29 protein-coding genes are annotated in these 25,291 nt (G+C 65.1%); 8 read left to right on the forward strand and 21 right to left on the reverse strand.

Features of this window, described 5'->3' with window-relative positions:
* Nucleotides 1-21 precede the first annotated feature (21 nt).
* Nucleotides 22-1,908 carry a CHASE2 domain-containing protein gene (locus ML401_RS22420; RefSeq protein WP_285806944.1) on the forward strand — a complete coding sequence of 629 codons (1,887 nt, stop codon included), beginning with the start codon at nucleotides 22-24 and terminating at the stop codon, nucleotides 1,906-1,908.
* 5 nt (nucleotides 1,909-1,913) lie between these two features.
* On the opposite strand, the gene ML401_RS22425 is transcribed toward ML401_RS22420, so the two are convergent.
* The 4 genes from ML401_RS22425 to ML401_RS22440 all read right to left on the reverse strand — a co-directional run bounded on the left by ML401_RS22425 (nucleotide 1,914) and on the right by ML401_RS22440 (nucleotide 5,451).
* On the reverse strand, nucleotides 1,914-3,413 hold the full coding sequence (locus tag ML401_RS22425) for a glycosyltransferase family 39 protein (protein WP_259213550.1): 1,500 nt from the start codon (nucleotides 3,411-3,413) through the stop codon (nucleotides 1,914-1,916).
* 6 nt (nucleotides 3,414-3,419) lie between these two features.
* Nucleotides 3,420-4,553 carry a glycosyltransferase family 2 protein gene (locus ML401_RS22430; protein ID WP_211419009.1) on the reverse strand — a complete coding sequence of 378 codons (1,134 nt, stop codon included), beginning with the start codon at nucleotides 4,551-4,553 and terminating at the stop codon, nucleotides 3,420-3,422.
* 243 nt (nucleotides 4,554-4,796) lie between these two features.
* A complete protein-coding gene (locus ML401_RS22435; protein WP_128926573.1) occupies nucleotides 4,797-5,000 on the reverse strand; it encodes a hypothetical protein in 204 nt (67 codons plus the stop codon).
* A 70-nt stretch (nucleotides 5,001-5,070) separates the two neighbouring features.
* Nucleotides 5,071-5,451, reverse strand: a complete 381-nt coding sequence (locus ML401_RS22440) for a hypothetical protein (protein WP_285806945.1) — start codon at nucleotides 5,449-5,451, stop codon at nucleotides 5,071-5,073.
* Between the two features lie 117 nt (nucleotides 5,452-5,568).
* Between ML401_RS22440 and ML401_RS22445 the strand changes: the two genes are divergently transcribed.
* Both ML401_RS22445 and ML401_RS22450 read left to right on the forward strand, forming a co-directional pair.
* Entirely contained in the window at nucleotides 5,569-6,390 is an 822-nt protein-coding gene (locus ML401_RS22445; protein WP_194403074.1) for a DUF72 domain-containing protein, read from the forward strand.
* Between the two features lie 8 nt (nucleotides 6,391-6,398).
* A complete protein-coding gene (locus ML401_RS22450; protein WP_259213556.1) occupies nucleotides 6,399-6,860 on the forward strand; it encodes a DUF488 family protein in 462 nt (153 codons plus the stop codon).
* Between the two features lie 51 nt (nucleotides 6,861-6,911).
* On the opposite strand, the gene ML401_RS22455 is transcribed toward ML401_RS22450, so the two are convergent.
* The 6 genes from ML401_RS22455 to ML401_RS22480 all read right to left on the reverse strand — a co-directional run bounded on the left by ML401_RS22455 (nucleotide 6,912) and on the right by ML401_RS22480 (nucleotide 13,378).
* Entirely contained in the window at nucleotides 6,912-7,826 is a 915-nt protein-coding gene (locus tag ML401_RS22455; RefSeq protein WP_285806946.1) for a PhzF family phenazine biosynthesis protein, read from the reverse strand.
* Between the two features lie 554 nt (nucleotides 7,827-8,380).
* Nucleotides 8,381-9,688, reverse strand: coding sequence for an adenylate/guanylate cyclase domain-containing protein (locus ML401_RS22460; protein WP_259213561.1), 1,308 nt, complete (start codon nucleotides 9,686-9,688; stop codon nucleotides 8,381-8,383).
* Between the two features lie 120 nt (nucleotides 9,689-9,808).
* Nucleotides 9,809-10,972: an ABC transporter permease gene (locus ML401_RS22465; RefSeq protein WP_211419003.1), complete on the reverse strand. Its 1,164-nt coding sequence runs from the start codon at nucleotides 10,970-10,972 to the stop codon at nucleotides 9,809-9,811.
* The gene (locus ML401_RS22470) at nucleotides 10,969-11,901 is read right to left on the reverse strand and encodes an ABC transporter ATP-binding protein (protein ID WP_285806947.1); all 933 of its coding nucleotides are present in this window, start codon (nucleotides 11,899-11,901) and stop codon (nucleotides 10,969-10,971) included. The genes ML401_RS22465 and ML401_RS22470 overlap by 4 nt, the downstream gene beginning before the upstream one ends.
* Nucleotides 11,898-12,686: an HlyD family secretion protein gene (locus ML401_RS22475; RefSeq protein ID WP_211419001.1), complete on the reverse strand. Its 789-nt coding sequence runs from the start codon at nucleotides 12,684-12,686 to the stop codon at nucleotides 11,898-11,900. Before ML401_RS22475 ends, ML401_RS22470 begins: the two co-directional genes overlap by 4 nt.
* Nucleotides 12,683-13,378 (reverse strand): TetR/AcrR family transcriptional regulator, encoded by a 696-nt coding sequence (locus ML401_RS22480; protein WP_285806948.1) that lies wholly within the window; start codon nucleotides 13,376-13,378, stop codon nucleotides 12,683-12,685. Before ML401_RS22480 ends, ML401_RS22475 begins: the two co-directional genes overlap by 4 nt.
* Nucleotides 13,379-13,487: 109 nt before the next feature.
* Here ML401_RS22480 and ML401_RS22485 point away from each other — a divergent pair, with 109 nt between their 5' ends.
* From ML401_RS22485 to ML401_RS22495, 3 genes are read left to right on the forward strand one after another with little or no spacing between them, the layout of a single operon-like run.
* A complete protein-coding gene (locus ML401_RS22485) occupies nucleotides 13,488-13,823 on the forward strand; it encodes a helix-turn-helix transcriptional regulator (RefSeq protein ID WP_254120966.1) in 336 nt (111 codons plus the stop codon).
* Nucleotides 13,820-14,284, forward strand: a complete 465-nt coding sequence (locus tag ML401_RS22490) for an SRPBCC domain-containing protein (protein WP_211418998.1) — start codon at nucleotides 13,820-13,822, stop codon at nucleotides 14,282-14,284. The genes ML401_RS22485 and ML401_RS22490 overlap by 4 nt, the downstream gene beginning before the upstream one ends.
* 12 nt (nucleotides 14,285-14,296) lie before the next feature.
* A complete protein-coding gene (locus ML401_RS22495) occupies nucleotides 14,297-14,710 on the forward strand; it encodes a GFA family protein (protein WP_259213597.1) in 414 nt (137 codons plus the stop codon).
* A 4-nt stretch (nucleotides 14,711-14,714) separates the two neighbouring features.
* Here the strand turns inward: ML401_RS22495 and adhP are convergent, their stop codons facing one another.
* From adhP to ML401_RS22510, 3 genes are all read right to left on the reverse strand, one after another.
* Complete coding sequence (gene adhP, locus ML401_RS22500; RefSeq protein WP_285806949.1) at nucleotides 14,715-15,740, reverse strand: alcohol dehydrogenase AdhP; 1,026 nt, start codon at nucleotides 15,738-15,740, stop codon at nucleotides 14,715-14,717.
* A 137-nt stretch (nucleotides 15,741-15,877) separates the two neighbouring features.
* On the reverse strand, nucleotides 15,878-16,288 hold the full coding sequence (locus ML401_RS22505) for a DUF2000 family protein (RefSeq protein ID WP_194408378.1): 411 nt from the start codon (nucleotides 16,286-16,288) through the stop codon (nucleotides 15,878-15,880).
* A 150-nt stretch (nucleotides 16,289-16,438) separates the two neighbouring features.
* Nucleotides 16,439-16,828 carry a DUF4189 domain-containing protein gene (locus ML401_RS22510; protein ID WP_259213606.1) on the reverse strand — a complete coding sequence of 130 codons (390 nt, stop codon included), beginning with the start codon at nucleotides 16,826-16,828 and terminating at the stop codon, nucleotides 16,439-16,441.
* 245 nt (nucleotides 16,829-17,073) lie between these two features.
* On the opposite strand from ML401_RS22510, the gene ML401_RS22515 reads away from it, so the two are divergent.
* Both ML401_RS22515 and ML401_RS22520 read left to right on the forward strand, forming a co-directional pair.
* Nucleotides 17,074-17,217, forward strand: coding sequence for a hypothetical protein (locus ML401_RS22515; protein WP_285806950.1), 144 nt, complete (start codon nucleotides 17,074-17,076; stop codon nucleotides 17,215-17,217).
* Between the two features lie 190 nt (nucleotides 17,218-17,407).
* Nucleotides 17,408-18,202 carry a hypothetical protein gene (locus tag ML401_RS22520; RefSeq protein WP_285806951.1) on the forward strand — a complete coding sequence of 265 codons (795 nt, stop codon included), beginning with the start codon at nucleotides 17,408-17,410 and terminating at the stop codon, nucleotides 18,200-18,202.
* Nucleotides 18,203-18,302: 100 nt separating this feature from the next.
* Here the strand turns inward: ML401_RS22520 and ML401_RS22525 are convergent, their stop codons facing one another.
* From ML401_RS22525 to ML401_RS22560, 8 genes are all read right to left on the reverse strand, one after another.
* The gene (locus tag ML401_RS22525) at nucleotides 18,303-19,907 is read right to left on the reverse strand and encodes a molybdopterin-binding/glycosyltransferase family 2 protein (protein WP_285806952.1); all 1,605 of its coding nucleotides are present in this window, start codon (nucleotides 19,905-19,907) and stop codon (nucleotides 18,303-18,305) included.
* Nucleotides 19,904-20,605, reverse strand: coding sequence for an XdhC family protein (locus ML401_RS22530; protein WP_285806953.1), 702 nt, complete (start codon nucleotides 20,603-20,605; stop codon nucleotides 19,904-19,906). Before ML401_RS22530 ends, ML401_RS22525 begins: the two co-directional genes overlap by 4 nt.
* Nucleotides 20,606-20,607: 2 nt before the next feature.
* Nucleotides 20,608-20,931: an XdhC family protein gene (locus ML401_RS22535; protein WP_097658284.1), complete on the reverse strand. Its 324-nt coding sequence runs from the start codon at nucleotides 20,929-20,931 to the stop codon at nucleotides 20,608-20,610.
* A 10-nt stretch (nucleotides 20,932-20,941) separates the two neighbouring features.
* Nucleotides 20,942-22,144, reverse strand: a complete 1,203-nt coding sequence (locus ML401_RS22540) for a VWA domain-containing protein (RefSeq protein ID WP_194403090.1) — start codon at nucleotides 22,142-22,144, stop codon at nucleotides 20,942-20,944.
* 101 nt (nucleotides 22,145-22,245) lie between these two features.
* Nucleotides 22,246-23,184, reverse strand: a complete 939-nt coding sequence (locus tag ML401_RS22545; RefSeq protein WP_211418991.1) for a MoxR family ATPase — start codon at nucleotides 23,182-23,184, stop codon at nucleotides 22,246-22,248.
* A gap of 62 nt (nucleotides 23,185-23,246) precedes the next feature.
* Nucleotides 23,247-24,053, reverse strand: a complete 807-nt coding sequence (locus ML401_RS22550) for a xanthine dehydrogenase family protein subunit M (protein ID WP_194403092.1) — start codon at nucleotides 24,051-24,053, stop codon at nucleotides 23,247-23,249.
* Between the two features lie 27 nt (nucleotides 24,054-24,080).
* On the reverse strand, nucleotides 24,081-24,566 hold the full coding sequence (locus ML401_RS22555; protein WP_285806954.1) for a (2Fe-2S)-binding protein: 486 nt from the start codon (nucleotides 24,564-24,566) through the stop codon (nucleotides 24,081-24,083).
* A 134-nt stretch (nucleotides 24,567-24,700) separates the two neighbouring features.
* Nucleotides 24,701-25,147, reverse strand: coding sequence for a carbon monoxide dehydrogenase subunit G (locus ML401_RS22560; protein WP_285806955.1), 447 nt, complete (start codon nucleotides 25,145-25,147; stop codon nucleotides 24,701-24,703).
* Nucleotides 25,148-25,291 lie beyond the last annotated feature (144 nt).

Consider the following 25,291-nt stretch of genomic DNA (forward strand, 5'->3'; position numbering starts at 1 on the left):
CAAAGAAGATTGCAGTACGTGGTGACGAGACGCGTTCAGATCCTGGTGGCCCTTGCCCTCACCGCGCTGTGGGGTGCGGGCATCTATGCTGCGCACGCCTACGGCCATCTGCGCTTTCTCGACCGCCTCGAGGCAACGCTGACCGATTGGCGGACCCAGGTCCGCGGCGTGCAGCGTCCGCCCGATCTCGTCACCATCGTTGCGATCGACGACACCGTGGTGAAGCGCGGCGGCAGCTATCCGCTGCCGCGTGCCGATCTCGCCCGTGTCGTCGACACCATCGTGTCGTTCAAGCCGAAGGTCGTTGCGATCGATCTGCTGCTGGTCGACCGCAGCGCCGCGATCGGCGACGCCACGCTGGCCAACACGCTTGCCACCGGCCCCATGGTGCTCGCCGCCGCCGCGATCTTTCCCAGCGACAGCGAAACCGTGGAGCCGAGCAGCCAGGGCCCCCTCGCCGTGCTGCCGCAGGCGGAACGCTTCCTGCTGCCGCTGCCGGCGTTCGCCGATCACGCCGAGGTCGGCGTCGTCAATGTCGCGACGGGACAGTCGGGCTCGCCGCTCTCGGTGCCGATGCTGTTCCGGACGCACGACAAGGTCGAGCTGTCGTTCCCCCTGCGCGTCGCGAGCCGCGCGCTCGACAAGCCGCTGACGATCGCGCCGGATCAACTCATGCTCGGTGAGCGCGCGGTGCCGACCGACACCGATTTCGCGCTGCCGATCACCTATTACGGTCCGCGGCGCACCATCCGCACCGTCAGCGCGCAGAGCATCTTCGACGGCACGCTCGATCGCGCGGCGATCGAGAACCGGATCGTCGTGATCGGTGCCTCGGTCGCCGGCGGCGGCGACTTCTATCCCACGCCGTTCGATTCCCTGATGCCCGGCGTCGAGGTGGTCTCGACTGCGATCACGCATCTGGTTGCCGGCGACGGCATCGTGCGCGACCGCAGGGTTCGTATCGCCGACGCGCTCGCGGCGATCCTGCTGCCGATGCTGCTGGTCGGCCTGCTCGCCTGGCGGCGCAGCGCGCCCGGCATCGTGGCGGCGGCCGCTTTGATGATCGCCTGGGCCGGCCTCAACGCGGTCGCGTTCACACATGGCGTCTGGCTGAATGCCGCAACCACGCTCGCCGCTGCCGTGCCTCCGGTTGCGATCTTTGCCGGCGTGCAGCTCTGGGCCGGAGGCCGCCGCACGCAATATCTTGCCGCCAAGAGCAGTTCGCTCGCCCAGTTCCAGGCACCTGCGGTGCAGGAATGGCTGGCGCGCGATCCCAATTTCCTGTCAAAACCCGTCCGGCAGAACGCAGCCGTGGTCTTCATCGATCTCTCCGGCTTCACGGCCTTGAGCGAGCGGACCGATCCGGACGCGATCCAGGAGATCCTGAAGGCGTTTCACGCGCTGATCGACAGGACCGCGGTCGATTGCGGCGGCACGATCACCGGCTTTCTCGGTGACGGCGCCATGATCCTGTTCGGGCTTCCGGCCGCGATGCCCGATGATTCCGCGCGTGCACTGAAATGTGCCATCGACCTGCATCGCAGCGTCGAGCGCTGGATCGGCTCGCTACCGCCGGCCATCGGCGACCGGCTCGGATTCAAGATCGGCGCGCATTTCGGCGAGATCGTTGCCTCGCGTCTCGGCGGAAGTCACCAGCACATCACCGCGACAGGCGATACCGTCAACATCGCGAGCCGGCTGATGGAAGTGGCCGTCCAGAACGGCGCGCGGCTCGCGATGAGCGAGACGCTGCTGGATGCCGCCGACTTCCACGGGGCTCCCGACGGCGTTCTGTCAGGCCCCCTGCTCGCGCAGGTTCGGGGCCGCTCAGGCATCGTGACCGTGTGGTTCTGGCGTGATCAGGACAGGCCGGGCCAGGCTGCGGCCAGGGCCGAGATGATCGACTGAGGTGCTTACCTCGCTTCCGGCGGCGGCGAGCGGTCGAGCACGTCGCCCTTGGCACCTTCGAGCAGATCGATGCCGTAGGTCTCGACCACGAGCGGCCCGCGCTTGCGCTGCAATTGCGCGACCTGCGTGACCTTCGCGAAGAGATCGTTGAGGACGGGGTGACCGCCCTCACGCAGCTCGTCGACATAGAGCAGCTTGCCGGCAAGCAGCTTCGGATCGGGCTCGCCCATGTTGACCCAGCGGATGCGCTGGGTCCGCTGCAGCACGCAGGTGCCACGCGGCAAATAGAACGCGAGCCAGCCCGTGGTGCCGTAGTCCTGCGCGAGCACGCAGGTCGCGCCATGGCGCGCGCGCTCGGCTTCGATCCCGGCAGCGAGCTCGCGCCAGCCGACGCCGACGCTGCGCACGGTGGCATCGCGGCGATAGCCGGACAGCCAGCCGGTGTTGGCCTGCACGATCAGCGCGGCAAACATCACGATGCCGGCGGGCGCGGCCCAGCGCAGGCAGAAATCGACGAGGCGCCGCGCACGCGGCCCCCAGGGCGCGAGGCTGGCGGCGGCCGCGGCGACAACGAAAGGCGGATAGACCGGCGCGAACCAGTTGGCCTCGACGCGGGCATGCAGCGAATGCCAGACGAAATAAGCGACGATGGTCCAGAACATCGCCGCGATCAGCACGCGCGAGGCCAGCGCGCCGACGCGCTGCCAGGTCAGCGCGTGCAATCCCATCGCGCCGAGGATGAAGACCAGCGGGGTTGCGAACGCGATCTGGGTCGGGATCAGCTCGGCAATGAAGACCGGACGGAAATCCTCGATCTTGGCCCGGCCGAGCTGCTTTGCGAACGAGACCCATTGATGGTCCGCATTCCAGAGGATCACGGGCGCGAACAGCGCGAGCGCAACGAGGCCGCCGAGATAGGGCCATGGCGAGAGAAACCAGCGCCTGAGTTCCGGCACGCAAGCGAGCCAGATCAGGATCGCAGCGCCAAAGAACATCGCGGTGTATTTCGACAGCAGCGCCGCACCGACGGCCGCGCCGACTGCGAGCCACCAGACGCCTCGGCCGGTCTCGAGCACCTTGGCGAGGAAAAACAGCACGAAGCTGGAGGCGACCAGCAGCGGCGCGTCGGGCGTCACGATCAATGTGCCGACGGAAGCCAGCAGCGTCACATTGAGCAGGACGGCGCTGGTCGCAGCAATCCGCACCCCGCCGAACAGGATCGCCGCGGAGCGATAGATCGCATAGCTCATCGGCAGCGCGAGCAGGATCGAGACGAGGCGGACGCCGAGCTCGGTATCGCCCGCGATCATGGTGCCGGCGCGGATCACGTAGGCGACCATCGGCGGGTGATCGTAATAACCTCCCGCGAGGTTCTTCGACCACATCCAGTAATAGGCTTCGTCGAAGGTGATCGGCGTGAACGCGGCCGCGACGAGCCGTAAGCCGACCAGCGCCAGAATCAGCAGCGCGGTGTTGCGGACGATCCGCGCGTCAGCGTCGGCCATCTCGCGCTATTTCTTGCGCCAGACGAACAGGCCTGACATCGCGTAGTTCCACACCACGCCCATCAGCGCACCGGCCATGCCGGCCAGCCACCAGATCGGCTCCTGGTCGTACACCGAGAAGGCGACGCCGACATTGGCGAGCAGACCGACGCTGCACACGATGTAGAAGGCGATCAGGCCGCGCAGCAGCGCAAAACCCTTCAGCCGCTGGTCGCGATAGGTGAGGAAGTTGTTGAGGATGAAATTGCTGGTCATGGCGACGATGGCGCCGGCGGCCTGCGCCTCCGCGAACGGCGCCTTGAACAGCTGAAGTCCGATGAATAGCGTGGTGAGGTGCACCACGAGGCCGATGCCGCCGACCATCGCGAACAGGATGAAGCGCAGCGAGACGATGTCGTTGCTCAGCTTGGCGAGCACGAGACCGAGGAAATCGAGCGCGACCATGGAATCGAGCTTGCTCTCGCCGTGCTGGCGGGCGCCGAACGTGTAGGGAATCTCGACCGCCCGCAAGGTACCATGCGCGGTCGCGACGACGTCGAGCAGGATCTTGAAGCCGTGCACCGACAGCTCCGGCGCGAGCTGCTCGAACCGGTCGCGGCGGATCATGAAGAAGCCGCTCATGGGATCGGCGATCTCGACCCGGAGCATCTTCCTGGCGACTTCGGTCGCCAGCGCGCTGGCGCCGGCGCGCTGCTTGTTGAAGCCTTCGCTCTTGTAGCCCTCGATGTAGCGGCTGCCGACCACGAGATCGGCCTGGTCGCTCGCGAGCAGCAACAGCATCTTCGGCAGCTGGGTCTCGTCGTGCTGGAGGTCGGCATCGATCACGGCGACAAAGGGCGCACTGGAGGCCAGGATGCCCTCGATGCAGGCGCCCGACAGGCCACGGCGGCCGATGCGGCGAATACAGCGCACGCGGCTATCCTGCTGCGCCAGCGCGCGCACGACGTCCCAGGTGCCGTCGGGCGAATTGTCGTCGACGAACACGACCTCCCAGGCGACGTTGGCGAGCGTCGCCTCCAGGCGCCGATACAGCACCGTGACGTTGTCGCGCTCGTTGAAGGTCGGGACGATGACCGACAGTTCCGGGCCCTCTTGGGCCTGCTGCGGAACGTCGGAGCCCGGTCTGATCGCTTCATTCATGACGGCAGCGTATATCTGCCGCATCCTGCGCTGCCAAGCCGGGAGGTCTGTGGGAAACGCCCCAAAAAGGGGCCCTAAAATGCCAACGACCCCGGAACGGCGGGCCGCGCGTACATCCGGCGCAAGCCCAAGCTATTCCAAGGTCGTCCCAGCGCCGGAGTTTTCGCTCAACGTCGCCGTTAAGGGCTAGATAGGAACGACAAGACCGCTTCGCAAGGGGCCGGAAACCGGAATCCTTGTGCCTTATTGGTTGGGCACTTCCCGGATGATCGGGCCCCGCGGCGCCGGCGCGGCAGGGGCTGCGGGTGCCGCAGCCGGAGCCGGCTCGACCTTTGCCGGTTTGGGCGGCTTGCCATACTGGCCGATCGGCCCGAACACGACGGCAACTGCAAGCACGATCGCGGCAACGATCGCGCCCAAAATGCCCCCCACCGACTCAGACGCCATGGAAACCCATCCCTGTTCCAGATGCATCCTGTGATACCACGGATGCGCGCGGCGCCGGAAGGGCCACGCCCTACTTCGCCGGCGGCCTGTGCTTGACGAAGGCCGTCACGATGTCCTTCTGCGCGGATTCCACCGCCCTGTTCGCGGTGGCGAGATGGGCGCCGGCATCGATATCGGGATACTGCGTGGTGAGGTAGTCGAGCAGCGTCACCCGGTAATATTGGCGCTCCGACGGACAGGCGCCCGCGACCGAGCGGCCAAAATCCTGTTCCGTCATTCCTTGATTGCTGTCGCGCGAATATTCCCGCGCCAGGCAATGCCAGTAATCGTCGCGGCCCTGCTGGGCGAGCTTCCGCGCGCCCTTGGCGTCGTCGTCATCGGCCGTGACCGAGGACATCATGGCAGCAGATGTCATCATGACGAGCGCCGCTCCCAGCGTTGGCATCCGCATCTTGTTCTCCCTTGTCGCAGATCGCATTGCCGAGCTTAGGCTGGAGGCGAGAACTGGCCAATCACATCTCGTTTGACTAGGATGACGTCTTCCCTCCCCGTCGATGCGAGATCCTCCGTGGCCAAAGCAAAAACCGCGTCCAAAAAATCCGGCAACATCTTCATCGGCATCGGCGGCTGGACCTTCGAGCCTTGGCGCGGCGTGTTCTATCCGGAGAAGCTCACGCAGGCAAAGGAGCTGTCTTACGCGGCCTCGAAGCTGACTTCGATCGAGATCAACGGCACCTATTACGGCTCGCAGAAGCCGGAGAGCTTTCGCAAATGGGCGAGCGAGGTGCCCGACGGTTTCGTGTTCTCTGTGAAGGGACCACGCTTCGCCACCAATCGCCGCGTGCTGGCGGAGGCCGGCGATTCCATCAAGCGGTTCTATGATTCCGGCGTGCTGGAACTCGGCGATCATCTCGGGCCGGTGCTGTGGCAGTTCGCGCCAACCAAGAAATTCGACGGCGCCGATTTCGGCAAGTTCCTCGAGCTGTTGCCGCGCAAGCTCGACGGGCGCGCACTGCGCCACGTCGTCGAGGTCCGCCACGACAGTTTCTGCACGCCGGATTTCGTGACGCTGATCCGCGAGTTCGAGACGCCTGTCGTGTTCGCCGAGCACGGCAAATATCCCGCGATTGCCGACGTTGCCGGCGATTTCGTCTATGCCCGGCTTCAGAAGGGCAATGACGAGATCAAGACTTGCTACCCGCCAAAGCAGCTCGACGCCTGGGCCGAGCGCTTTCAAGCCTGGGCTTCGGGCGGTGAACCGGACGACCTCCCGAAAGTCGACAAGGCCAAACCGAAGAAGGAGCCGCGCGACGTGTTCGCCTACGTCATCCACGAGGGCAAGGTGCGCGCACCGGCCGGCGCCATGGAACTGATCGCGCGGGTGAGTTGAGGTGATCCATGGCAAAGGCGAAAAAGCTGTTCACCATCGGCTATGAGCAGACGCCACCCAAGGCGGTGCTGGACGAACTGGAGCAGGCCGGCGTCAAGCTCGTGGTCGACGTGCGCGCGGTGACGTCGTCGCGGCGCCCGGGCTTCTCCAAGAAGCAGTTGTCGGCCGGGCTCGACGAACGCGGCATCGCCTATGTCCACCTCGCCGCCCTCGGCACGCCGAAGGAAGGCCGCCTCGCCGCGCGCAGCGGACAGTACGACGTGCTCGAGAAGATCTTCTCGAAGCACCTGAAGGCACCCGAGGCCAAGGAAGCGATGGACGAGCTCTCGGCACTGGTGAAGAAGGCCGGACCCGTGTGCCTGCTCTGCTACGAGCGCGACCACACCCATTGCCACCGCCAGATGATCGCGGAGATCATCGAGGAGCGCGATGGGGTGACGGTGAAGAATTTGGCGGGACGGCAGGTGTAGTTGGCGCCGTCATTCCGGGGCGCGCCTCTTGGCGCGAACCCGGAATGACGGTTAAGCCTCCCCCGCGAGCCGAAACGTCCCTTCCATCATCTGCACGCAGCTGCCGCCGACATGGGCGGAGACGATCTTGCCGTCCTGCTTGCGCACGCGCGTCAGCAGGATGCTCGGACGGCCCATGTCAAAACCCTGGCCGACTGTGAGCTTGAGCTCGCCTTCCCGCGCGGGGTCGAGGTCGGCGAACAGCGCGGCCGCGGCGACCGTCGCGCTGCCGGTTGCTGGGTCCTCGGCGAGGCCGCCGGCGCCCCGCATGAACATTCGCGCCTGGCGTTCGGTAGGCGCCTCCGACGCGGGCACGTCGCGCGTATAGAACCACACCGAGCGGGCGTCATCGCGCGGCAAGAAACTGCCGAACGCGGCCGCATCTGGCCTCGCTCGCTTGAGGGCATCGCGCGAATGCACCTCCGCCACCAGGAACGGCGTTCCGACGCCGACGACTTGCGGCGCATGATGATCGGTCCGGATGTCATCGGCGCTCAACGAGAGGCAGGCTGCAACGTCAGCGGCGGAAACTTCCGCCAGCCGCGACAGCGGCTGCGGGGCAGTGAGCTCGGTGCTGATGACCCTGCCCTGCTCGCGAAAAATGTCGACCGGCACGATGCCCGCGATCTCCTCGAACAGCAGACGCGGCTTCGGCTCCTTGGCGAGACTCGCCAGCACGAAGGAGGTGCCGACATTGGGATGCCCCGCGAACGGCATCTCCCTTACAGGCGTGAAAATGCGCACCTCCGCATCATTGGCCTTGTCGCGCGGCGGCAGCACGAAGGTGGTCTCGGAATAGTTGAACTCGGTGGCGATCGCCTGCATCTGCGCCGTGGAAAGCCCGCCGGCATCGAGCACAACGGCAAGCTGGTTGCCGCCGAAGGCGCGATCGGTGAACACGTCGACGGTGATGTAGCGGCGCTGCATCGTCACTTCCCCATGCAAAAGGCGGCCGCAACCGACCGCATCGCCGACAGTCTACAAGCCGAAAACATCGCCCGTCATGCCCCAAAATTCGGAGCAATCGGAGCAATTGCAATGACGCGTTGGAAGACGACGCTACAGAGATACACAACGCCGGGCCGGCAAGCTTTGCGCCGGCCCGGCACCGTGTATGCGTCAGTAACCGTATGAGGCGCCCGTGTTCGGCAGGCACGGCGGCTGCGTGTACGGCGCAGAGACATACGCTCCCTCTGCCGGAGCCCTGACGCAGGAGTCGGTCGCCGCCTGAGTGACAACAGCGCGAGGCGGCGTGGCATGGCGCACCGTTGCGGCCTGAGTTGGGGTGACGGCAGCTGCAATCAAGGCGGCCGCAACGAGGGTCAATCGGATCATTGGCTTTCTCCGTGTCACAAAGGGAAGCCGAGACGTTTCAGCTTCCACAGTGCAATACGCGAAAGCTAACCGAGATATTTCATCACGCGCCTTCACCGAAGCGCGACCCCGCTTCAACGAACCGCGACTCACATGTGAAAGGCACGTTAGCCCAGCTGAAACACCGGCACCTTCTGCTCATAGCCGCGCACCTCGACCTCGCCGAGCGCGACCGCGTCGCTGCCGTCCTCGCCCAGCGTCTCGCGCACGGTCGCAGAGATCAGCAATTGCGAGCCGAACTCCTTGTTGAGCGCCTCCAGCCGCGAGGCGAAGTTCACGGTGTCGCCGATCACGGTATATTCCTTGCGCCTGGGCGAGCCGATATTGCCGGCGACGACCTCGCCGAAATGAATGCCTATGCCGATGCGCAGCGGCCAGCTCGTCTGCGCGTTGATGCGGTCCATCGCGCTCAGCATCTCACGGCCTGCGGCAACCGCACGCTGCGCGGCGTCGGAAGCCTCCAGCGGCGCGCCGAACAGCGCGAGAAAGCCATCACCCAGGAACTTGTTCACGATGCCGCCGTGACGGTCGAGGATGTCCACCAGCACCGCGAAGGCGCCGTCGAGCCGGTCGACCACCTCCTGCGGACTGCGCGACTGCGCAGCGGCGGTGAAGCCGCGGAAATCGACGAACATCACAGCAACACGGCGCACGTCACCGCCCGAGCTGGTTCCTGCCGCCATCAGCCGCTCCACCACCTGCGGAGAGACGTGCTGGCCGAACAGGTTCGTCACCCGGTCGCGCGCCGTCGCCGCCGCAATGCTCGCGGCGAACTGCCGGCGCAGCTGGGCGCCGACGGCGCCCGCCAGCACGCCACAGATCAGGATGACGACGCTGCGCACGGCGTGCAGATAGATCAGGGGGTCGCCGGCCTCGTCAGCCGAGTTGAAGTACAGCGCGACGGAGAGAAGCCCGGCCGCGGCCACGAAACCCGTGAATGCGGAGAGCCAGAAGTCGAGCCGTAGGGTCGAGAGGATGACGAAAATGAAGTACATCAGCGGCACGGCGAAGCCGAGCGCTTGGGCCGCGCCCATCGTCCGGATCTGCAGAACGAGAATCAGCGTAGGCAGCGACGTCTCGATCAGCGTGCCGATGTAACGCCGGAATACGGGCAGGTCGCGATCGAGGCGGAGATTCTTCCTGATCTGGGTATGGACCCAGACTTCGAACAGGATGAAGCCGACCAGAAGGCCGTAGACCTCGACGATCCCCTCCGTTCCGCGCCAGACCCGGTTCACCACACTGGGCTCGATCAGATAGATCGCGGTGAGCAACACCATCATGATGCAGCCCGTCATGATCAGCGCGCGCACCCGGAGCAGCTCGGTGCGCAGCACTTCCCGCGTCAGCTCGCGCTCGAAATCCTCCGACAGCGCCGCGTGGTGCCGTGTCTTCCTGCTCGCAAACCTGACCATTCCGCCCCCTTGTCATTCCGGGGCGCGGCGAAGCCGTGAACCCCGGAATCTCGAGATTCTCAGGTGCGCAATTGCGCACCAAAGTTCGATGCCAGCGCATCGCCCCGGCGACAGTTTGCCTCAATCCAGCGTGCGGCGGAAGCGCGTCACGGCGATGGTCATGGCGAGCAGCATCAGGGCCGCCAGCGCCAGCGTGTCGAAGCGCAGATTCTGCATGGTGGCGCCCTTCAGCATGATGGCCCGGACGATTCGCAGATAATGGGTCAGCGGCAGGCATTCGCCGACATATTGCGCCCAGGTCGGCATCCCCGCGAACGGGAACATGAAGCCGGACAGCAGGATGCTCGGCAGGAAGAACATCATCGACATCTGCATGGCCTGGAGCTGGTTCTGCACCACGGTCGAGATCGTGTAGCCGATCGACAGATTGGTGGTGATGAACAATGTCGAGAGCAGCGCCAGCAGGAACAGATTGCCGAGCACGGGGACGCCGAACAGGCCGACGCCGATGCCAATGATGAGGAAGGCCTGGACGAAGCCGACCAGCACGTAAGGCACGATCTTGCCGAACATCACCTCGACTGGCTTGATCGGCATCGACAACAGGCTCTCCATGGTGCCGCGCTCGACCTCGCGCGTCACCGACAGCGCGGTGAAGATCAGCATGGTCATGGTGAGGATGGTGCCGACGAGACCCGGCACGATGTTGAGGCTGGAGCTAGCTGCCGGATTGTAGCGGGCATGCGCGCGGATCTCGAACGGCATCTCGGGGGGATCGCCGATATAGAGATCGTGCTTGAGCGCGGTCTGCACGACCATGCCGAGCGAGCCGATCGCCGAGCTCGCCGCCACCGGATCGGTCGCATCGGCCGCAACCAGCAGCGCCGGCCTGTCGCCGCGCCGCACCGCCCGCTCGAAGCCGCGCGGGATCTCGACGCCGAACAGCACCTTGCCGGATTTCAGCAGGTTGTCGAAATCCTCGACATCGTGCACCTCATAGAGGAAGCGGAAATAGGCCGTGTTCTCCAGCGCCTTCAGGATCGAGCGGGCGAGATCGGAATCCTCCTGGAGCAACACCGCGCTCGGCAGATGGTGCGGCGTCGTGTTGATGGCATAGCCGAACAACATCAGCTGCATCACGGGCAGCATCACGATCATCGCAAACGAGACGCGGTCGCGCCTCAGCTGGATGAACTCCTTGATCAGCATCGCATAGGAGCGCCGCAGGAAGCCGAAGCGCTCCCGGATGTCGCGCCTTGGTGCGGAATGTTCGACGGCGCTCATTGGAAATTATCCTTGGAGCGCCCCATCAGCTCGATGAACACGTCTTCCAGCGAGGGCGACGATTTGTGCCAGTGCAGGCCGCTTCTTTCCCGCCACGGCCCAATGCTGGCTTCAAGCGCGGCGACGTCGCGCCCCGAAACGTGCAGCGAGGTACCGAACGGTGCCACCATGTCGATCCCGGATTTGCCGGTGAGCTCGGCCGCGAGAGCGTTGAGGTCCTCGCCCGTCACCGTGTAGGTCGTCAGCGCGGATTTCGAGATCACCTCCTCCACCGTGCCGTGGGTCAGCAGATGGCCGTAGGCGATGTAGGCGATCTCGTGGCAGCGCTCGGCTTCGTCCATGTAATGGGTCGACACCAGCACGGTGAGGCCCTCGGCGGCCAGCGCGTGGATCTCGTTCCAGAAATCGCGCCGCGCCTTGGGATCGACGCCGGCGGTGGGCTCGTCCAGCAGCAGCAATTGTGGATTGGGCAGCGTGCACGCCCCCAGCGCCAACCGCTGCTTCCAGCCGCCCGAGAGCTCGCCCGCGAGCTGCTCCTCGCGCCCGGAGAGCCCGAGCCGCTTGATCATGTCGCGCGCGGCGCCTCGCGCGTCAGCGAGGCCATAGAGCCGCGCGACGAATTCTAGGTTCTCGCGCACGGAGAGATCCTGGTACAGGCTGAAACGCTGGGTCATATAGCCGACCTGACGCTTGATCTTCTCGGCATCTTTCAGGATGTCGTAGCCAAGGCAGGTGCCCTCGCCACTATCGGGCGTGAGCAACCCGCAGAGGATGCGGATGGTCGTGGTCTTGCCCGAACCGTTCGGACCGAGGAAGCCGTAGATCGAGCCGCGCTTCACCTGCATCGACAAATCGTGCACGACCTCGCGGCCGCCGAACGATTTCGTCAGGCCCTTGACGTCGATCGCGATGCCGTTGCCACCGTTCATCGCTTGTCCGCCACCGGAGTCTTGGGATTGAGATAGACGTCGATCGGCTGTCCGACCCGCAGGGCATCAGGGCGCGAGGGCCGCGCCTGGATCAAATAGACCAGCTTGTTGCGCTCCTCGAGGCTGTAGATGACAGGCGGGGTGTATTCGGCCGAGGTTGCGATGAAATAGACCTTTGCGGTGAGATCGGCCGCGCAATTGTCGCAGGAGACGCGCACCGTATCGCCGATCGAAAGCTTCGGCAGCGCGGTCTCCGGCACGAAGAAACGCAGCTTCATGTTGCCGGGCGGCATGATCGACAGCACCGGCCGCTGCGCCGCCACCATCTCTCCCTCGCGGAAATAGATCTGCTGGATGGTGCCGGCGACCGGCGCAAAGCCCTTGCGCCGCGCCATCCGTGTTTCAGACGTCGCCACCCGCGCCTCCGCGACGCGCAATGCCGAAACAGCGGAGTCGAGATTGGCCTGCGTGCCCGAGCCGGTCTTGCTCAATGAGGCCGCGCGATCATAGGTCTGCTGCGCATTCGCCAGCGTCGCCTTTTGCTGATTGAGATCGGCAAGCTGGAGGTCGTCGTCGACGGAATAGAGGGCGTCGCCGACCTTGACCTCATCGCCCTCGCGGACATTGAGCTTGGTCACCCGCCCCGCCTCGTCCGGGCTGACGAAGATCATGTCGGCCTCGACCCAGCCCTGAAAGCCGGGATCGCGCTTCTCGTTGCAGCCGGCCAGAGAGGTCGCGAGCGCGAGAACCAATGCAATACTGAGAAGTGCGTGCGACGACCTCATGTCGTCCTCCGTTCGCCAAAAATCAAATCGAGATGGACGCGCACCATCTCCTGCGCGTCGAGCGGCGCATGCCGCGCAAACAGGCTCTGCCAGATCACCGCGATCATCGCCGGCGCGACCAGGATCTGCGGATAGCGCGCGAGGTCCTTCTGACGGATCTCGCCGCGGGCAATGCCGAGCTCGATCAGGGCGCGCATGGCGGCGACGCCGCGCGAGACGACCTCGCGATAATAGAAGTCGGCGACGGCCGGAAAGCGCGGCCCCTCCGCCACGATCAGCCGCACCAGATCGCCGCGCCTGGTGCCGATGACCTCTTTGAGGAAGTTGCCGGCAAAGGCCTCGACGAGGTCGCGCACCGAGCCCGTCGGTGGCGGCAACCTCGTCAGCCGCTCCACCACCGGCACGATCACGATGCGCACCAGCTCCTCGAACATCGATTCCTTGTCCTTGAAGTGCAGGTAGATCGTGCCCTTGGCGACACCGGCACGCTTGGCGATGTCGTCGAGCCGCGTCGCGGCAAAGCCGCGGGCGATGAATTCCTCCATCGCGGCCTCCACGATCGCCGCGCGCCGCTCCAGCGCGCGCGCAGCGCGGTTCGACGCGGGCATCCCCTCGCTGCCTGCGCGCGCAGCGCCTTTCGCGCCGGCACGAGCTGCGGATGACGAGGCGGCTTTGGAGGGCTTCTGGGTCATCTTGAATTTATGACTGACTGGTCAGTCATAGTCAAGACAACAGAGCAGACCTGTCGTCCACGAACGAATTAGCCTTGACTAATTCATTAGTAATTGCTAATTGAAATCCATGATCGAAGCTGCTCCAAATTCCGTCACCACCGTGATGCGCGCTCTGGCCGATCCGACTCGCCGCGCCGTGTTCGAGCGCGTGTTCGAGAGCAAGGAGATCAGCGTCGCCGAGCTGACGCGCGGCAGCGGCGTGACCCAGGGCGCGATCTCGCAGCACCTGAAGTCCCTCAAGCAGGCCGGCCTCGTCGCCGAGCGCGCCGAGGGCCGCAACGTCTATTACCGCGCCGCGCCGCAAGGGCTCGAGCCCCTGGTCACCTGGATGGACCATTACGGCGTGTTCTGGCGCGAGCGCTTCCAGAACCTGCGTGACCTCTTGAAGGAGATCGATCCGTGAGTGCAGTTGCTTCCAAAGTCCAAACTCAAGACATCGTCATCGACGAGGTCTTCCCTCACGCGGTCGCGACGATCTGGAAGGCGCTGACCAGCGCCCAGTTGATCGCGCGCTGGCTGATGCCGCCGACCGGTTTCGAGGCCGTCGAAGGCAACACCTTCACGTTCAAGACCAATCCGGCCGGCGCGTGGGATGGCACGATCCAGTGCCGCGTTCTGGAGGTCGTGCCGAACCAGCGCTTTGCCTATGCCTGGAAGGGTGGCGACGAGAGCAATACCGGCTACGGCTCGGCGCTGGATACGGTCGTCACCTGGTCGCTCACACCGGTCGAGGCAGGGACGCGCGTGCGCGTGGTGCATTCCGGCTTCGTGACGCCGAAGAACGATACCGCTTACCGCAACATGAACGACGGCTGGGTCAAGGTGCTGCAGCGCCTCGATGCCATCTCGGGCGAAGACAAGTAAGGAAGCCTCGCGATGGACAAGCCCTATACCGGCGGCTGCGCCTGCGGCGCGATCCGCTACTCGATTGCCGGCGAGCCCCTGTTCAGCAATCACTGCCAGTGCCGGGACTGCCAACGCGAAAGCGGCGGTGCGCACGGCTCGTACGCGACGTTCGCGCGTGCTGGGGTCACGCTCACCGGCGATGCCAAGCATTGGGACATGGTCGCCGACAGCGGCAACGTGAAGACGCGCGGCTTCTGCACGCAATGCGGCGTGCCCGTGTACATGACCTTCGCAGCGCACCCCGGCGTCTTCACGATCCGCGCCGGAAGCCTCGACGAGCCGGCCCGCTACAAGCCGCAGGTGGTCACCTTTGCCGCGCGCGGTCACAACTGGGATCAGATCGATCCCAGCCTGACGAAGTTTGCAGGCATGCCGACAGGCTGAGGCGCTAGCCGAAATCCAGCACCATGCGGCCGTCGATCTTGCCGGCTTTCATCCGGTCGAAGACCTCGTTGATTTGCGCGAGCGGCACCTTCGTCACCTCGGCCTTCACCTTGCCATCCGCAGCGAATGCGACGGCTTCGTCGAGGTCGCGCCGCGTGCCGACGATCGAGCCGCGCACCGTGATGCGCTTGAGGACGACGTCGAAGATCGGCGTCGGGAATTCGCCCGGCGGCAGGCCGACAAGGCTGACGGTGCCCTTCCGGCGCACCATCTTCAGCGCCTGGCTGAACGCGGCGGTCGAGACCGCCGTCACCAGCACGCCGTGAGCCCCGCCACCGGTTGCCGCGAGAACCTTGTCGACCGCGCCATCCGTGAGCGCATTGACCGCGAGATCGGCGCCGGTCTCGCGCGCGAGCGCAAGCTTGTCTTCGGCGATGTCGACGGCGGCAACCTTGAGGCCCATCGCCTTGGCGTACTGGATTGCGACATGGCCGAGCCCGCCGACGCCCGAGATCACCACCCACTCGCCGGGCCTGGCTTCGGTCTCCTTCAATCCCTTGTAGGTGGTGACGCCGGCGCACAGGATCGGCGCGATGGCGGCGAAGTCGACCGTCGCCGGCAGCTTCGCCGCAAAGGCGGCCGAGGCGACGACATATTCGGCGAAGCCGCCGTTGACGCTGTAGCCGGTGTTGTGCTGGTGCTCGCACAGGGTCTCCCAGCCGGTCTCGCAATATTCGCAGGACATGCAGGCATCATGCAGCCAGGCGACGCCCACGGCATCTCCCACCTTCAGATTTTTCACGCCGGGCCCGAGCGCGGCGACGATGCCGGCCGCCTCGTGGCCGGGAATGAAGGGCGGCACCGGCTTCACCGGCCAGTCGCCGGAGGCTGCGTGCAGATCGGTATGACAGACACCGCACGCCTTGACCTTCACCAGGACCTCGCCGGGACCGGGCTGCGGCACCGGCACGTCCTCGATCACCAGTGGCTTGCCGAATTGCTTGACGATTGCGGCTTTCATGGTCGGCATCTGCTGCTCCTATGCGCTTTGGAAGCAGACTAACGATGCCGCCGCGGTGCTCCTTTGACGGGGGTCAAACAGCACAAAGTTTGCGCAAGACCAGCTCCATCATGACACCATAATGACGCTGCGCGAATGTCGAATTGTCAGTTGTGGAACTTGAGGCCGTCGAGGATCTTGTCGATCACCTTGCGCTCGGCGCGCATGGCGATGCCGACGAGATTGAGATCGTCGCGCGCTACTGCCCTCACCGCCTCGCGGTTGGCGGCGTCGTGCGTGGTGCTGAACATCTCCTCGGTATAGACCGCCGGCTTGACGTTGCGCGTGAGCGCACGGTCCAGCGCGCGCGACAACGCCGGACCGTCGGCGCCATAGATCAGGATCGGCTGACCGATCAGCGCATGATATTTCGTGCCTGAGGCGTCTTCATAGGCTTCGCCGATGCATTCGGGAAAAGCCGCGGCGATGCCGCTGGTGAGAAAGGACGCGACGTTGAGCTTCTGCCAGGCCTGGAGATCGGTACGGATCACGACGGCGATCTTGGTGTCGAACTGCATATGGTTCCTCAGTGTCCTTCCAGGCGCGCCAATTGGCGCGAGCTACGGTGCGCAATTGCGCGTCGAGAATCCATATTCACGATGGTGGTCATGGATTCCGGGCGCGATGCTACGCATCGCCCGAAATGACAGCAAGATAGATGGACGGAATCAACCCTTGGCGTCGCAGGCCCAGGCGCGGATCACGCATTCCTTGCCGCCGTATTTGTAGCATTCACGCGTGGCGGCGTTGAGCGAGGCGGAAATCTTCGGCTTGACGGCGTAGCCATAGGCGCCGCAGGGATTTGCGAGATCGACCGACATTGCCGCGCAGGCGCGCTTCATCGTCACGGTGGTGCAATCGCCCTTGCACTGCTTCTGCGCCGCGGCGCGCGCGTCGTGCTCGTGACCATAATCGAAGGCCTGGCCATAAGCGCCGCACTTGCCGACCGCAAACGCGCCCGCGGCATGGGCTTCGGTGATGTAGCGTGCGCCCGTAACGGCAACTGAAAAGACAAAGACAAACATCGCGCAACGGCGCGCGACGACGTTCGAAGCCATGGAAAAACCCCTCCCCCCAAGGCAGGTGGAGGCAACTCTAAGCGGCGGTCGTTTCCACTTGGTGAACGGGTGGTTGAAAAGCGATGCCGGACTAGTGATGCCGCACTTTATAGTTGTATTTTTTCATCGTATTATTTAAGGTCGTCACGTGGCAAGCAGGGCCAAAGGAGGCGACCATGCGTCCAAACAAAACAATGCTGCTGGGATGATAGCGTCAGCCTGTCTGATCGGACTTCCGTCCGCGCATGCGCGAAGCCGTCGCATGGAACGGCATCAGCGCCGGGGCTGATACATTCACGTTCAGCAGCGGCAACAAGGCGCAGCTGACGAAGCAAGGCGTCGAGCTGAGAGCCGGCGGGGTCGAGAAGCTTTCGAACACCAAGAAGTAACAAGCCAGGAACGTGTGCGAGGTGATTGGCGACGCGCCATCCACCTCTTTCGTTTCCGCGAAGGGACGGTCAGTGCGGCCCCCTTGACGGCACCTCATCGCGCCAACAGACGTTGCCAATCAAAACCCTCTGGCCTGATGGCGTCCGCCTGTTTAGGCTTGCCGTCGCAAGCCCGGGAAGCTCGATCGCTATGAAGTACCTTTTGCTCATCATACTCGCCGTCTTGTCGACGACGCCCGCCTGTTCCGCCGCGCAACAAGGCGCCCTGTTTCGCGACGCTTACGCCTGTCCGGATCGGGGGCGGTCTTCCATCTGCGTTTACGGCACAATTCCTAAGGGAGCGCAGGTCACCGTGATCGCCAAGGGCTGGAAGAGCGCAGCCGAGGTCAAGGAACGGTTCTCGAACAAGAACGAGGAATTCCGCAACGGCATTGACACCAGCACACGGCTCAAGGTTGCGACGATGCCGCCGAAGAACGCGCCCATCATCGCCGTCCTGGCTGCGGCAAATGCCGTCAACGAAATCAAGCCAGAGAACGTTCAGGATCGACAGATCGTCGAAAGAATTGGCGGGCACATCAAGAAGGCCCAGGAGCTCAACCTCGAACCCGACATTCGCCTGTTGCAGACGCGCCTGCTCAGGCTGTCTCCGGCGATTCTTCTCTCCGAGACATTTCTCAGTCCGGCCAGCGACGTGGCTGAGCTGCAAAAGCAACTGCCGACCGGATGCGAAGGTTGCGAGAACGTACCGCTGATGGTCGGCGGAAGCGGCCTGCACGACCTGTTCAAGCCGGTCCGCTCATCGAAAAGGAGCAGCGTGGAGCACCTCTGCGGCGGCATCAAGCTGGCGTTCACGGTGTCCGACCGAACCTATGCTCTCAGTCACGCCTTCATCTGCGAAAGCGACGCGATGATGGCAACGCTGGTCCACGATCTCTCGGGGCCAGCTCCAGCACTGGTGCTCAAAGTGGTTGGCGGGCTTTAGGCGTGGTTTCGACAGGGTGGATTAGCGAAGCGCAATCCACCGCCTTGTGTTGCCGCGGACAGGTGGACCACGCCTTCGGTTAATCCACCCTACGGCACCGTCATCCCCGCCGGGCCGCCTCAAGCGCCTGAGGCGTGTCGATATCGAGGAAGGCGCTCTCGCCATCCACCGGCACGTCGGCCACCGCCTCGGCATGCTTGGCGATCAGATGCCGCGCGCCGACGTCGCCGTCGAGCGTCATCAATTCCTTGAAGAACCGGCGCGACCACAGCACGGGATTGCCGCGGCGGCCTTCGCTGACGGGCACGACGATGAGGTTGCCGCGGTCCGGCGCAAAGCCGTCGATGAGGCGGTCGATCAGGCCGGCATCGATAAGCGGCATGTCGCCGAGACAGATCAGCGCGCCGTCGCAAGTTTCCGGCACGGCCGCGATGCCTGATTTGACCGAGCTTGCAATGCCGCCGGCGAAATCCGGATTGCGGACGAATTTCACCTTCAGGCCCTGCAGTGCCTGCTCGACCAGCTCGGCCTGATGCCCGACGACCACGATCACCTCGGACGCCTTCGAGGCCAGCGCCTGCTCGGTCGCGAGGCGCACCAGCTTTTTTCCGTCGAGTTCGGCGAGCAGCTTGTTCGGTCCGCCCATCCGGGTCGAACGACCCGCCGCGAGCACGATGGCCGCGACCTGGCTGTTGCCCTCGGTCTCGGGTTTTGCGCGCGGCTGCGGGCGCGTGACGATCTCCATCAGGAGGCCGCCGACGCCCATGCCCATCAGCTCGGCGCGCGTCACCTTGATGCCGGCAAGAAGCCGCATCAGGACCCAGTCGAACCCGTTCTCGACGGGTGAGCGGGCGCAACCCGGTGCGCCCAGCACCGGCACGCCGCCGGCGCGCGCGATCAGCAAGAGATTGCCGGGATCGACCGGCATGCCGAAATGCTCGATCTCGCCGCCAATGCCGGTGACGGCCGCGGGGATGACGTCACGGCGATCGGCGATGGCGGACGCTCCGAACACGATGACGAGCTCGGCCCCCAGCGCGAGCAATTCCTTGATCGCGGCTGACAGCTCGCGTTCATCGTGCTGGACACGCCGCTCGGCGATGATGGTGGCCCCCGCAGGCGCGAGCCGCTCGGCGGTGACGCGCAGCGTCTTGTCGATCACCTTGGAGGACAGGCCCGGCAGCAGGGTCGAGACCACGCCGACACGCTGGATCACGTAAGGCGCGATTCTGAGCACGTCCTTGCCCGCCGCCTTCACCGCGGCATCGCGCAAGCTTTCTTCGACGCCGAACGGGATGATCTTGACGGTGCCGACCATCTCGCCCTCGACCACCGGCTTGTAGGCGGAGAGCGTCGCAAAGGTGATAGCTTCGTCGATATTGTTGATGCGGTCGACCGCGGCGCGGTCGATCACCAGCACGCCGGGGCGCGCGGCAAACAGATTGGCGCGGCCGGTGAAGGCGCGCTCGACATGGATGCCCTCGCCGCCGACGGCCAGCGCAATGCCGGCGGCCGCGACGTCCTCGGAGACGTCGCCCTTCTCCATGCGCACCACGACGATGTCCTTGATGCCCGCGCGCGTGAGCTGCTCGACCTCGGCAGGGCCGATCGTCGTGCCTTTCTTCAGCACCAGCGGCCCCTGGCGCAGGGTATGGACGGTCACCCCGCCGATCGCATCCTTGGGACTCGCTGGGCCGAATTTCATGCCGCCTCTTCTTTTTCCTTGGGAGGCAGGCGGAGCACCGCCGTGATCTCTGCCATGATCGCGACCGCGATCTCGGAGGGAGAGACCGCGCCGATTGCAAGCCCGATCGGCGCGTGGATGCGCGCGATGTCGCTCTCCTTCGCACCCTGCGCCCGCAGCCGCTCGCCGCGCTTGGCGTGCGTCTTCCGCGAGCCGAGCGCGCCGATATAGAAACAACCGCGCTCGAAGGCGTGCAACAGCGCGGGATCGTCGATCTTGGGATCGTGCGTCACCGCGACGAAGGCGGTGTAGGCATCGACATTGAGCGGCGGCAGCGCGGTATCAGGCCATTCGGCCACCAGCGGAATATCGGGGAAGCGCTCGGGGCTCGCAAAGGCCGTGCGCGGATCGACCACCGTGACGTCGTAACCGAGCGAGCGCGCCAGCGGCGCCAAGGCCTGGCTGATATGCACCGCGCCCACGATGACGAGCTTTGCGGTCGGGGCGTAGACGTTGAGGAACAGCTTCTTGCCACCGGCCTCGACGCTGGCGCTCTTGCCCGTGCGAAGCTGCTTCTCCAGCTCGGCCCGCAGCGGATCTTTGGCAAAGTCCTTGGCCTTCACCAGGCGCTGCTCGCCGCTCTCGGTGTCCGTCACCAGGATCGCCGGCCGGCGCGCGGCCCGCTCGGCATTGAGTTCGTGCAGGATCTCGAGCTTCACGGCTAACCGACCTTCTCGACGAAGACGCGGATGGTGCCGCCGCAGGACAGCCCGACATTCCAGGCCGTCTCGTCGGCGACGCCGAACTCCAGCATCCGGGGTTTGCCGCTCTGGATCACATCCATGGCCTCGGTGACCACGGCGCCTTCGACGCAGCCGCCGGAGACCGAGCCCAGGAACGTGCCCTCGTCGTTGATGACGAGGCTCGAGCCCGCCGGGCGCGGCGCCGAGCCCCAGGTCTCGACGACCGTCGCCAGCGCGACGCCATGGCCGGCCTTCTGCCAGTCCTCCGCCGCCTTCAGGATATCCTCGTCGCGATCGAGCATGGCTGGCCTCTCAAGCTGCGGAACGGATCAGGCTGCGGTGATGCGGCGGCAGCGGCCGGGAGAGCGTCGTGATCAGCTCCTGGATCGAACTCAAATTATGTACCGGGCGGAATTCGTCAACGTGCGGGAGCATCATTTTGATGCCCTGCGCCTTGGCCTCGAAGCCGCCGAACCGCAAGAGCGGGTTGAGCCAGATCAGCCGGCGGCAGGAGCGATGCAGCCGGTCCATCTCGAAGGCGAGCTTGGAATCGGCCTCCCGCTCCAGCCCGTCCGAGATCAGGAGCACGATGGCGCCCTGGCTCAGCACGCGCCGCGCCCATAATTTGTTGAAGTTGTGCAGCGAGGCCGAGATCCGGGTACCGCCGGCCCAGTCCTCGACCGAGGCCGAGCAGCTCGCCAGCGCCTCGTCGGGATCGCGCTGGCGCAGCGCGCGGGTGACGTTGGTGAGGCGGGTGCCGAACAGGAATACCGAAACGCGCTTGCGGGCGTCGCCGATGGCGTGGAGGAAATGCAGGAACAGACGGGTGTACTCGCTCATCGAGCCCGAGATGTCGAGCAGCGCCACGATCGGCGCCGGCTTCTCGATCCGCCCGAGGCGATGGATGTCGATGATGTCGCCGCCGGTGCGCAAGGACGCACGCAGCGTGCGGCGGAGGTCGAGCCGAAGCCCGCGCGGATCGGGCAGATAGCGGCGCGTCAAAAGCTCGGCCTGCGGCAACCTCATCCGCTCGATGGCGCGCAGCGCCTCGGTGATCTCGGCCGCACTCATCTGGGCAAAATCCTTCTTCTGGAGGATTTCCCTGTCGGAGACCGACAGGCGCAGATCCTGCTCCTGATGCTGCGGCGTCTCCGTCATGCGCGGCTGCGACATCGCCTCCTGCACGCGGCGGGAGCCGGCCTGCGGCTTCTTCTTGGCCTCGTCCGGCAGCGGCACCGAATCCAGCATGTGCTTCCACTCCTCGGAGGCGCGGAAGAACAGGTTGAAGGCTTGCTTGAAGATCAGCGCGTGCTCATGGCGCTTGACGAAGATCGCCTCCAGCGTGGTGAAGACGTCGGCGCGGTTGCCGATGTCGATGACCTGGAGCGCGCTCATGGCGTCGATGACGGCACCCGGCCCCACCGGCATGCCCGCAGCACGCAGCGCGCGGGCAAAGCCGACGATGTTGTCGGCGAACTGCTCGGTCTGCTCCGGGGCAAGGTGGTTGATGGCCATGGTCTATCCCCGCTCCGTCATTCCGGGGCGCCGCGCAGCGACCAACCCGGAATCTCGAGGTTCCGGGTGCGATGCCGCGCATCGCCCCGGAACGACGACGATCAATTCTCGCTCGTCGCGTCCTTCAGCACCTTCTGCAGGGTGTCGCCCTGCATGCGGGTGATGTCGTCCTGATACTTCAGGAGCGCGCCCAGCGTGTCGCCGACCACTTGCGGGGTCAGCGAGCGGGCGTCGAGCTCGGACAAAGCGGTGGCCCAGTCGATGGTCTCGGCGACACCCGGCGACTTGTAGAAGTCCTGGTCGCGCAAAGCTTGCACGAAGCGCACGACCTGCTGCGACAGCTTTGCGGAGATGCCGGGCACGCGCGACTTGACGATCGCAAGCTCGCGCTCGGCGGCGGGATAATCGACCCAGTGATAGAGACAGCGCCGCTTCAGCGCGTCGTGAATCTCGCGGGTGCGGTTGGAGGTGATGATGACGATCGGCGGGCTTGGCGCCTTCACGGTGCCGAATTCGGGGATCGTCACCTGGAAGTCACTGAGGATTTCGAGCAGGTAAGCCTCGAACGCCTCGTCGGCCCGGTCGAGCTCGTCGATCAAGAGGACCGGCGGGCCTGCGACGTCGGGCTCCAGTGCCTGGAGCAGCGGCCGCTTGATCATGTAGCGGTCGGCGAAGATGTCGGAGGAAAGCTGATCACGATCGGTGTCGCCCGCGGCTTCCGCCATCCGGATCGCGATCATCTGCGCGGCGCTATTCCACTCATAGACCGCCGAGGAGACGTCGAGTCCTTCGTAGCATTGCAGACGGATCAGCTTCCGCCCCAGCGCCGCCGAGAGCACCTTGGCGATCTCCGTCTTGCCGACTCCGGCCTCGCCTTCCAGGAACAGCGGCCGGCCCATGCGCAGCGAGAGGTACGTCACCGTCGCCAGCGATCGCTCGGCGAGATAGCCGCGCGAGGTCAGGAGTTCGAGCATCGCATCGACCGATGCCGGCAATACAACTGAAGTATTGGCCCCGGAAGTGTTGGCCGCTGAAGTCATGAAATAGCCAGTCTCGCTACGCCCTCACCGGGGACAAGTTTGGGCCGAGGCGTGAGATCACCTCACTCCTTGGCGTTGGCGGCATCGAGCGCGCGCCGCGTCAGCACACCGATGAGATGCGCGCGGTATTCGGCACTGCCGTGGATGTCGCTGTTGAGACCTTCCGCCGGCACCGCGATGCCTTCAATCGCCTTCGACGCGAAGCGCTTCTTGAGGGCTTCCTCAAACGCCTCGACGCGGAACACGCCTTCGGACCCGGCGCCGGTCACGGCCACCCGGACGTCCGACGGACGCCGCGCCACGAACACGCCGACCAGCGCATAACGCGAGGCCTGGTTGCGGAACTTGATGTAGGCCGCCTTCTTCGGCAGCGGGAACATCACCTTGGTGATGATCTCGTCGGCTTCGAGGGCGGTCGTGAACAGGCCCTGGAAAAACTCTTCGGCCTTGAGGCGGCGCTTGTTGGTGACGATGGTCGCCCCCAGCGCGAGCACGGCAGCCGGATAGTCCGCGGTCGGATCGTTGTTGGCGAGCGAGCCGCCGATCGTGCCCTTGTGGCGCACGGCGGGGTCGCCGATCTGGCTCGCGAGATTGGCCAGCGCCGGGATCGCCTCGCCGACGATCGCCGAGGTCGCGACCTCGGCGTGCCTGGCGGTGGCGCCGATCACCAGCGAACGGCCCTTCATCTCGATCGTGTTGAGCCCCTCGATGTGGGAGAGGTCGACCAGATGCGGCGGGCTCGCCAGGCGCTGCTTCATGACGGGAATCAGCGTGTGGCCGCCGGCGATCACCTTGGCGTCTTCGTTCTTCACCAGGAGGTTGGCGGCCTGCCGCACGGTCCCGGGGCGATGGTATTTGAATTCGTACATCTGAATGTCCTGATCGCGGGATGCGCGTTACGCGAGATCGGATTTGGCCATCGCCTTGGCGCCGGCGGAGATCGAGGCGACGATGTTCTGGTAGCCGGTGCAGCGGCAGAGATTGCCTTCCAGCTCTTCCCGGATCGTATGGTCGTCGAGCTCGTGGCCCTTGCGATGCACGATGTCGATCGCGGTCATGATCATGCCCGGCGTGCAGAAGCCGCATTGCAGGCCGTGGTGCTCGCGGAAGGCTTCCTGCATGGGATGCAGCGGCGCGCCGTCGGCGGCCAGCCCCTCGATCGTCTTGACCTCGTGGCCGTCGGCCATCACCGCGAGCGTGGTGCAGGACTTCACGGCCTTGCCGTCGAGATGCACGACGCAGGCGCCGCACTGCGAGGTGTCGCAGCCGACATGGGTGCCGGTCAGGCGCAGATTTTCGCGCAGGAACTGCACCAGCAGGGTGCGGGGATCGACGCTGGCCGTAACAGGATTGCCGTTCACGATGAGGGAGATTTTTGCCATAAGCACTCTCTATCAGCGCCCCGACGGGTCCCATCGAAGCGGTTCTTATAATTATTCCAACCCATCATATGGGCCATTATGCCCCGGGGCAACATCGCCCAGGGCGCAAGCCGCCATGCCGAAGGCGATGACCTTCAGCTCTGTACGGCCTTGGCGAAGTTCGCGAAAAACTCGTCGGCGAGCTTCTTGGCGGCGCCGTTGATGAGGCGCTGGCCGAGCTGCGCCAACTTGCCGCCGATCTGTGCCTCGACCTCGTAGGAAAGCAGCGTGCCGCCGTCCTTCTCCGCCAGCCTGACCACCGCGCCACCCTTGGCGAAGCCGGCAACACCGCCCTCGCCCTCACCCGAAATCTTGTAGCCGTTCGGCGGGTCGAGATCGGACAGCGTGACCTTGCCCTTGAAGCGCGCCGATACAGGGCCGACCTTCATTTTCGCCGTTGCGCGAAAGCCGCCGTCGTCGGTCTTCTCGAGCTCCTCGCAGCCGGGGATGCAGGCCTTCAGCACCTCGGGATCGTTGAGCTTGGCCCACACGGCCTCGCGCGACGCCGCAAGCTGGACTTCGCCGTTCATCGTCATGGCCATGAGGGTGCCTCCCGGATCGCGTAACTATAGTGCTGATCAAGTAACGCAGGGACGCGGCAAAGGAAAGGCCGGTGCCCGGTCACGTGCAATGCATATTCGCAACTGCAAAAAGACGTGTGCGGGCGGTGGGGGATTGGCACAGCC

The organism is Bradyrhizobium sp. 62B (assembly GCF_030272265.2).
In the GTDB taxonomy this organism is placed as follows: domain Bacteria; phylum Pseudomonadota; class Alphaproteobacteria; order Rhizobiales; family Xanthobacteraceae; genus Bradyrhizobium.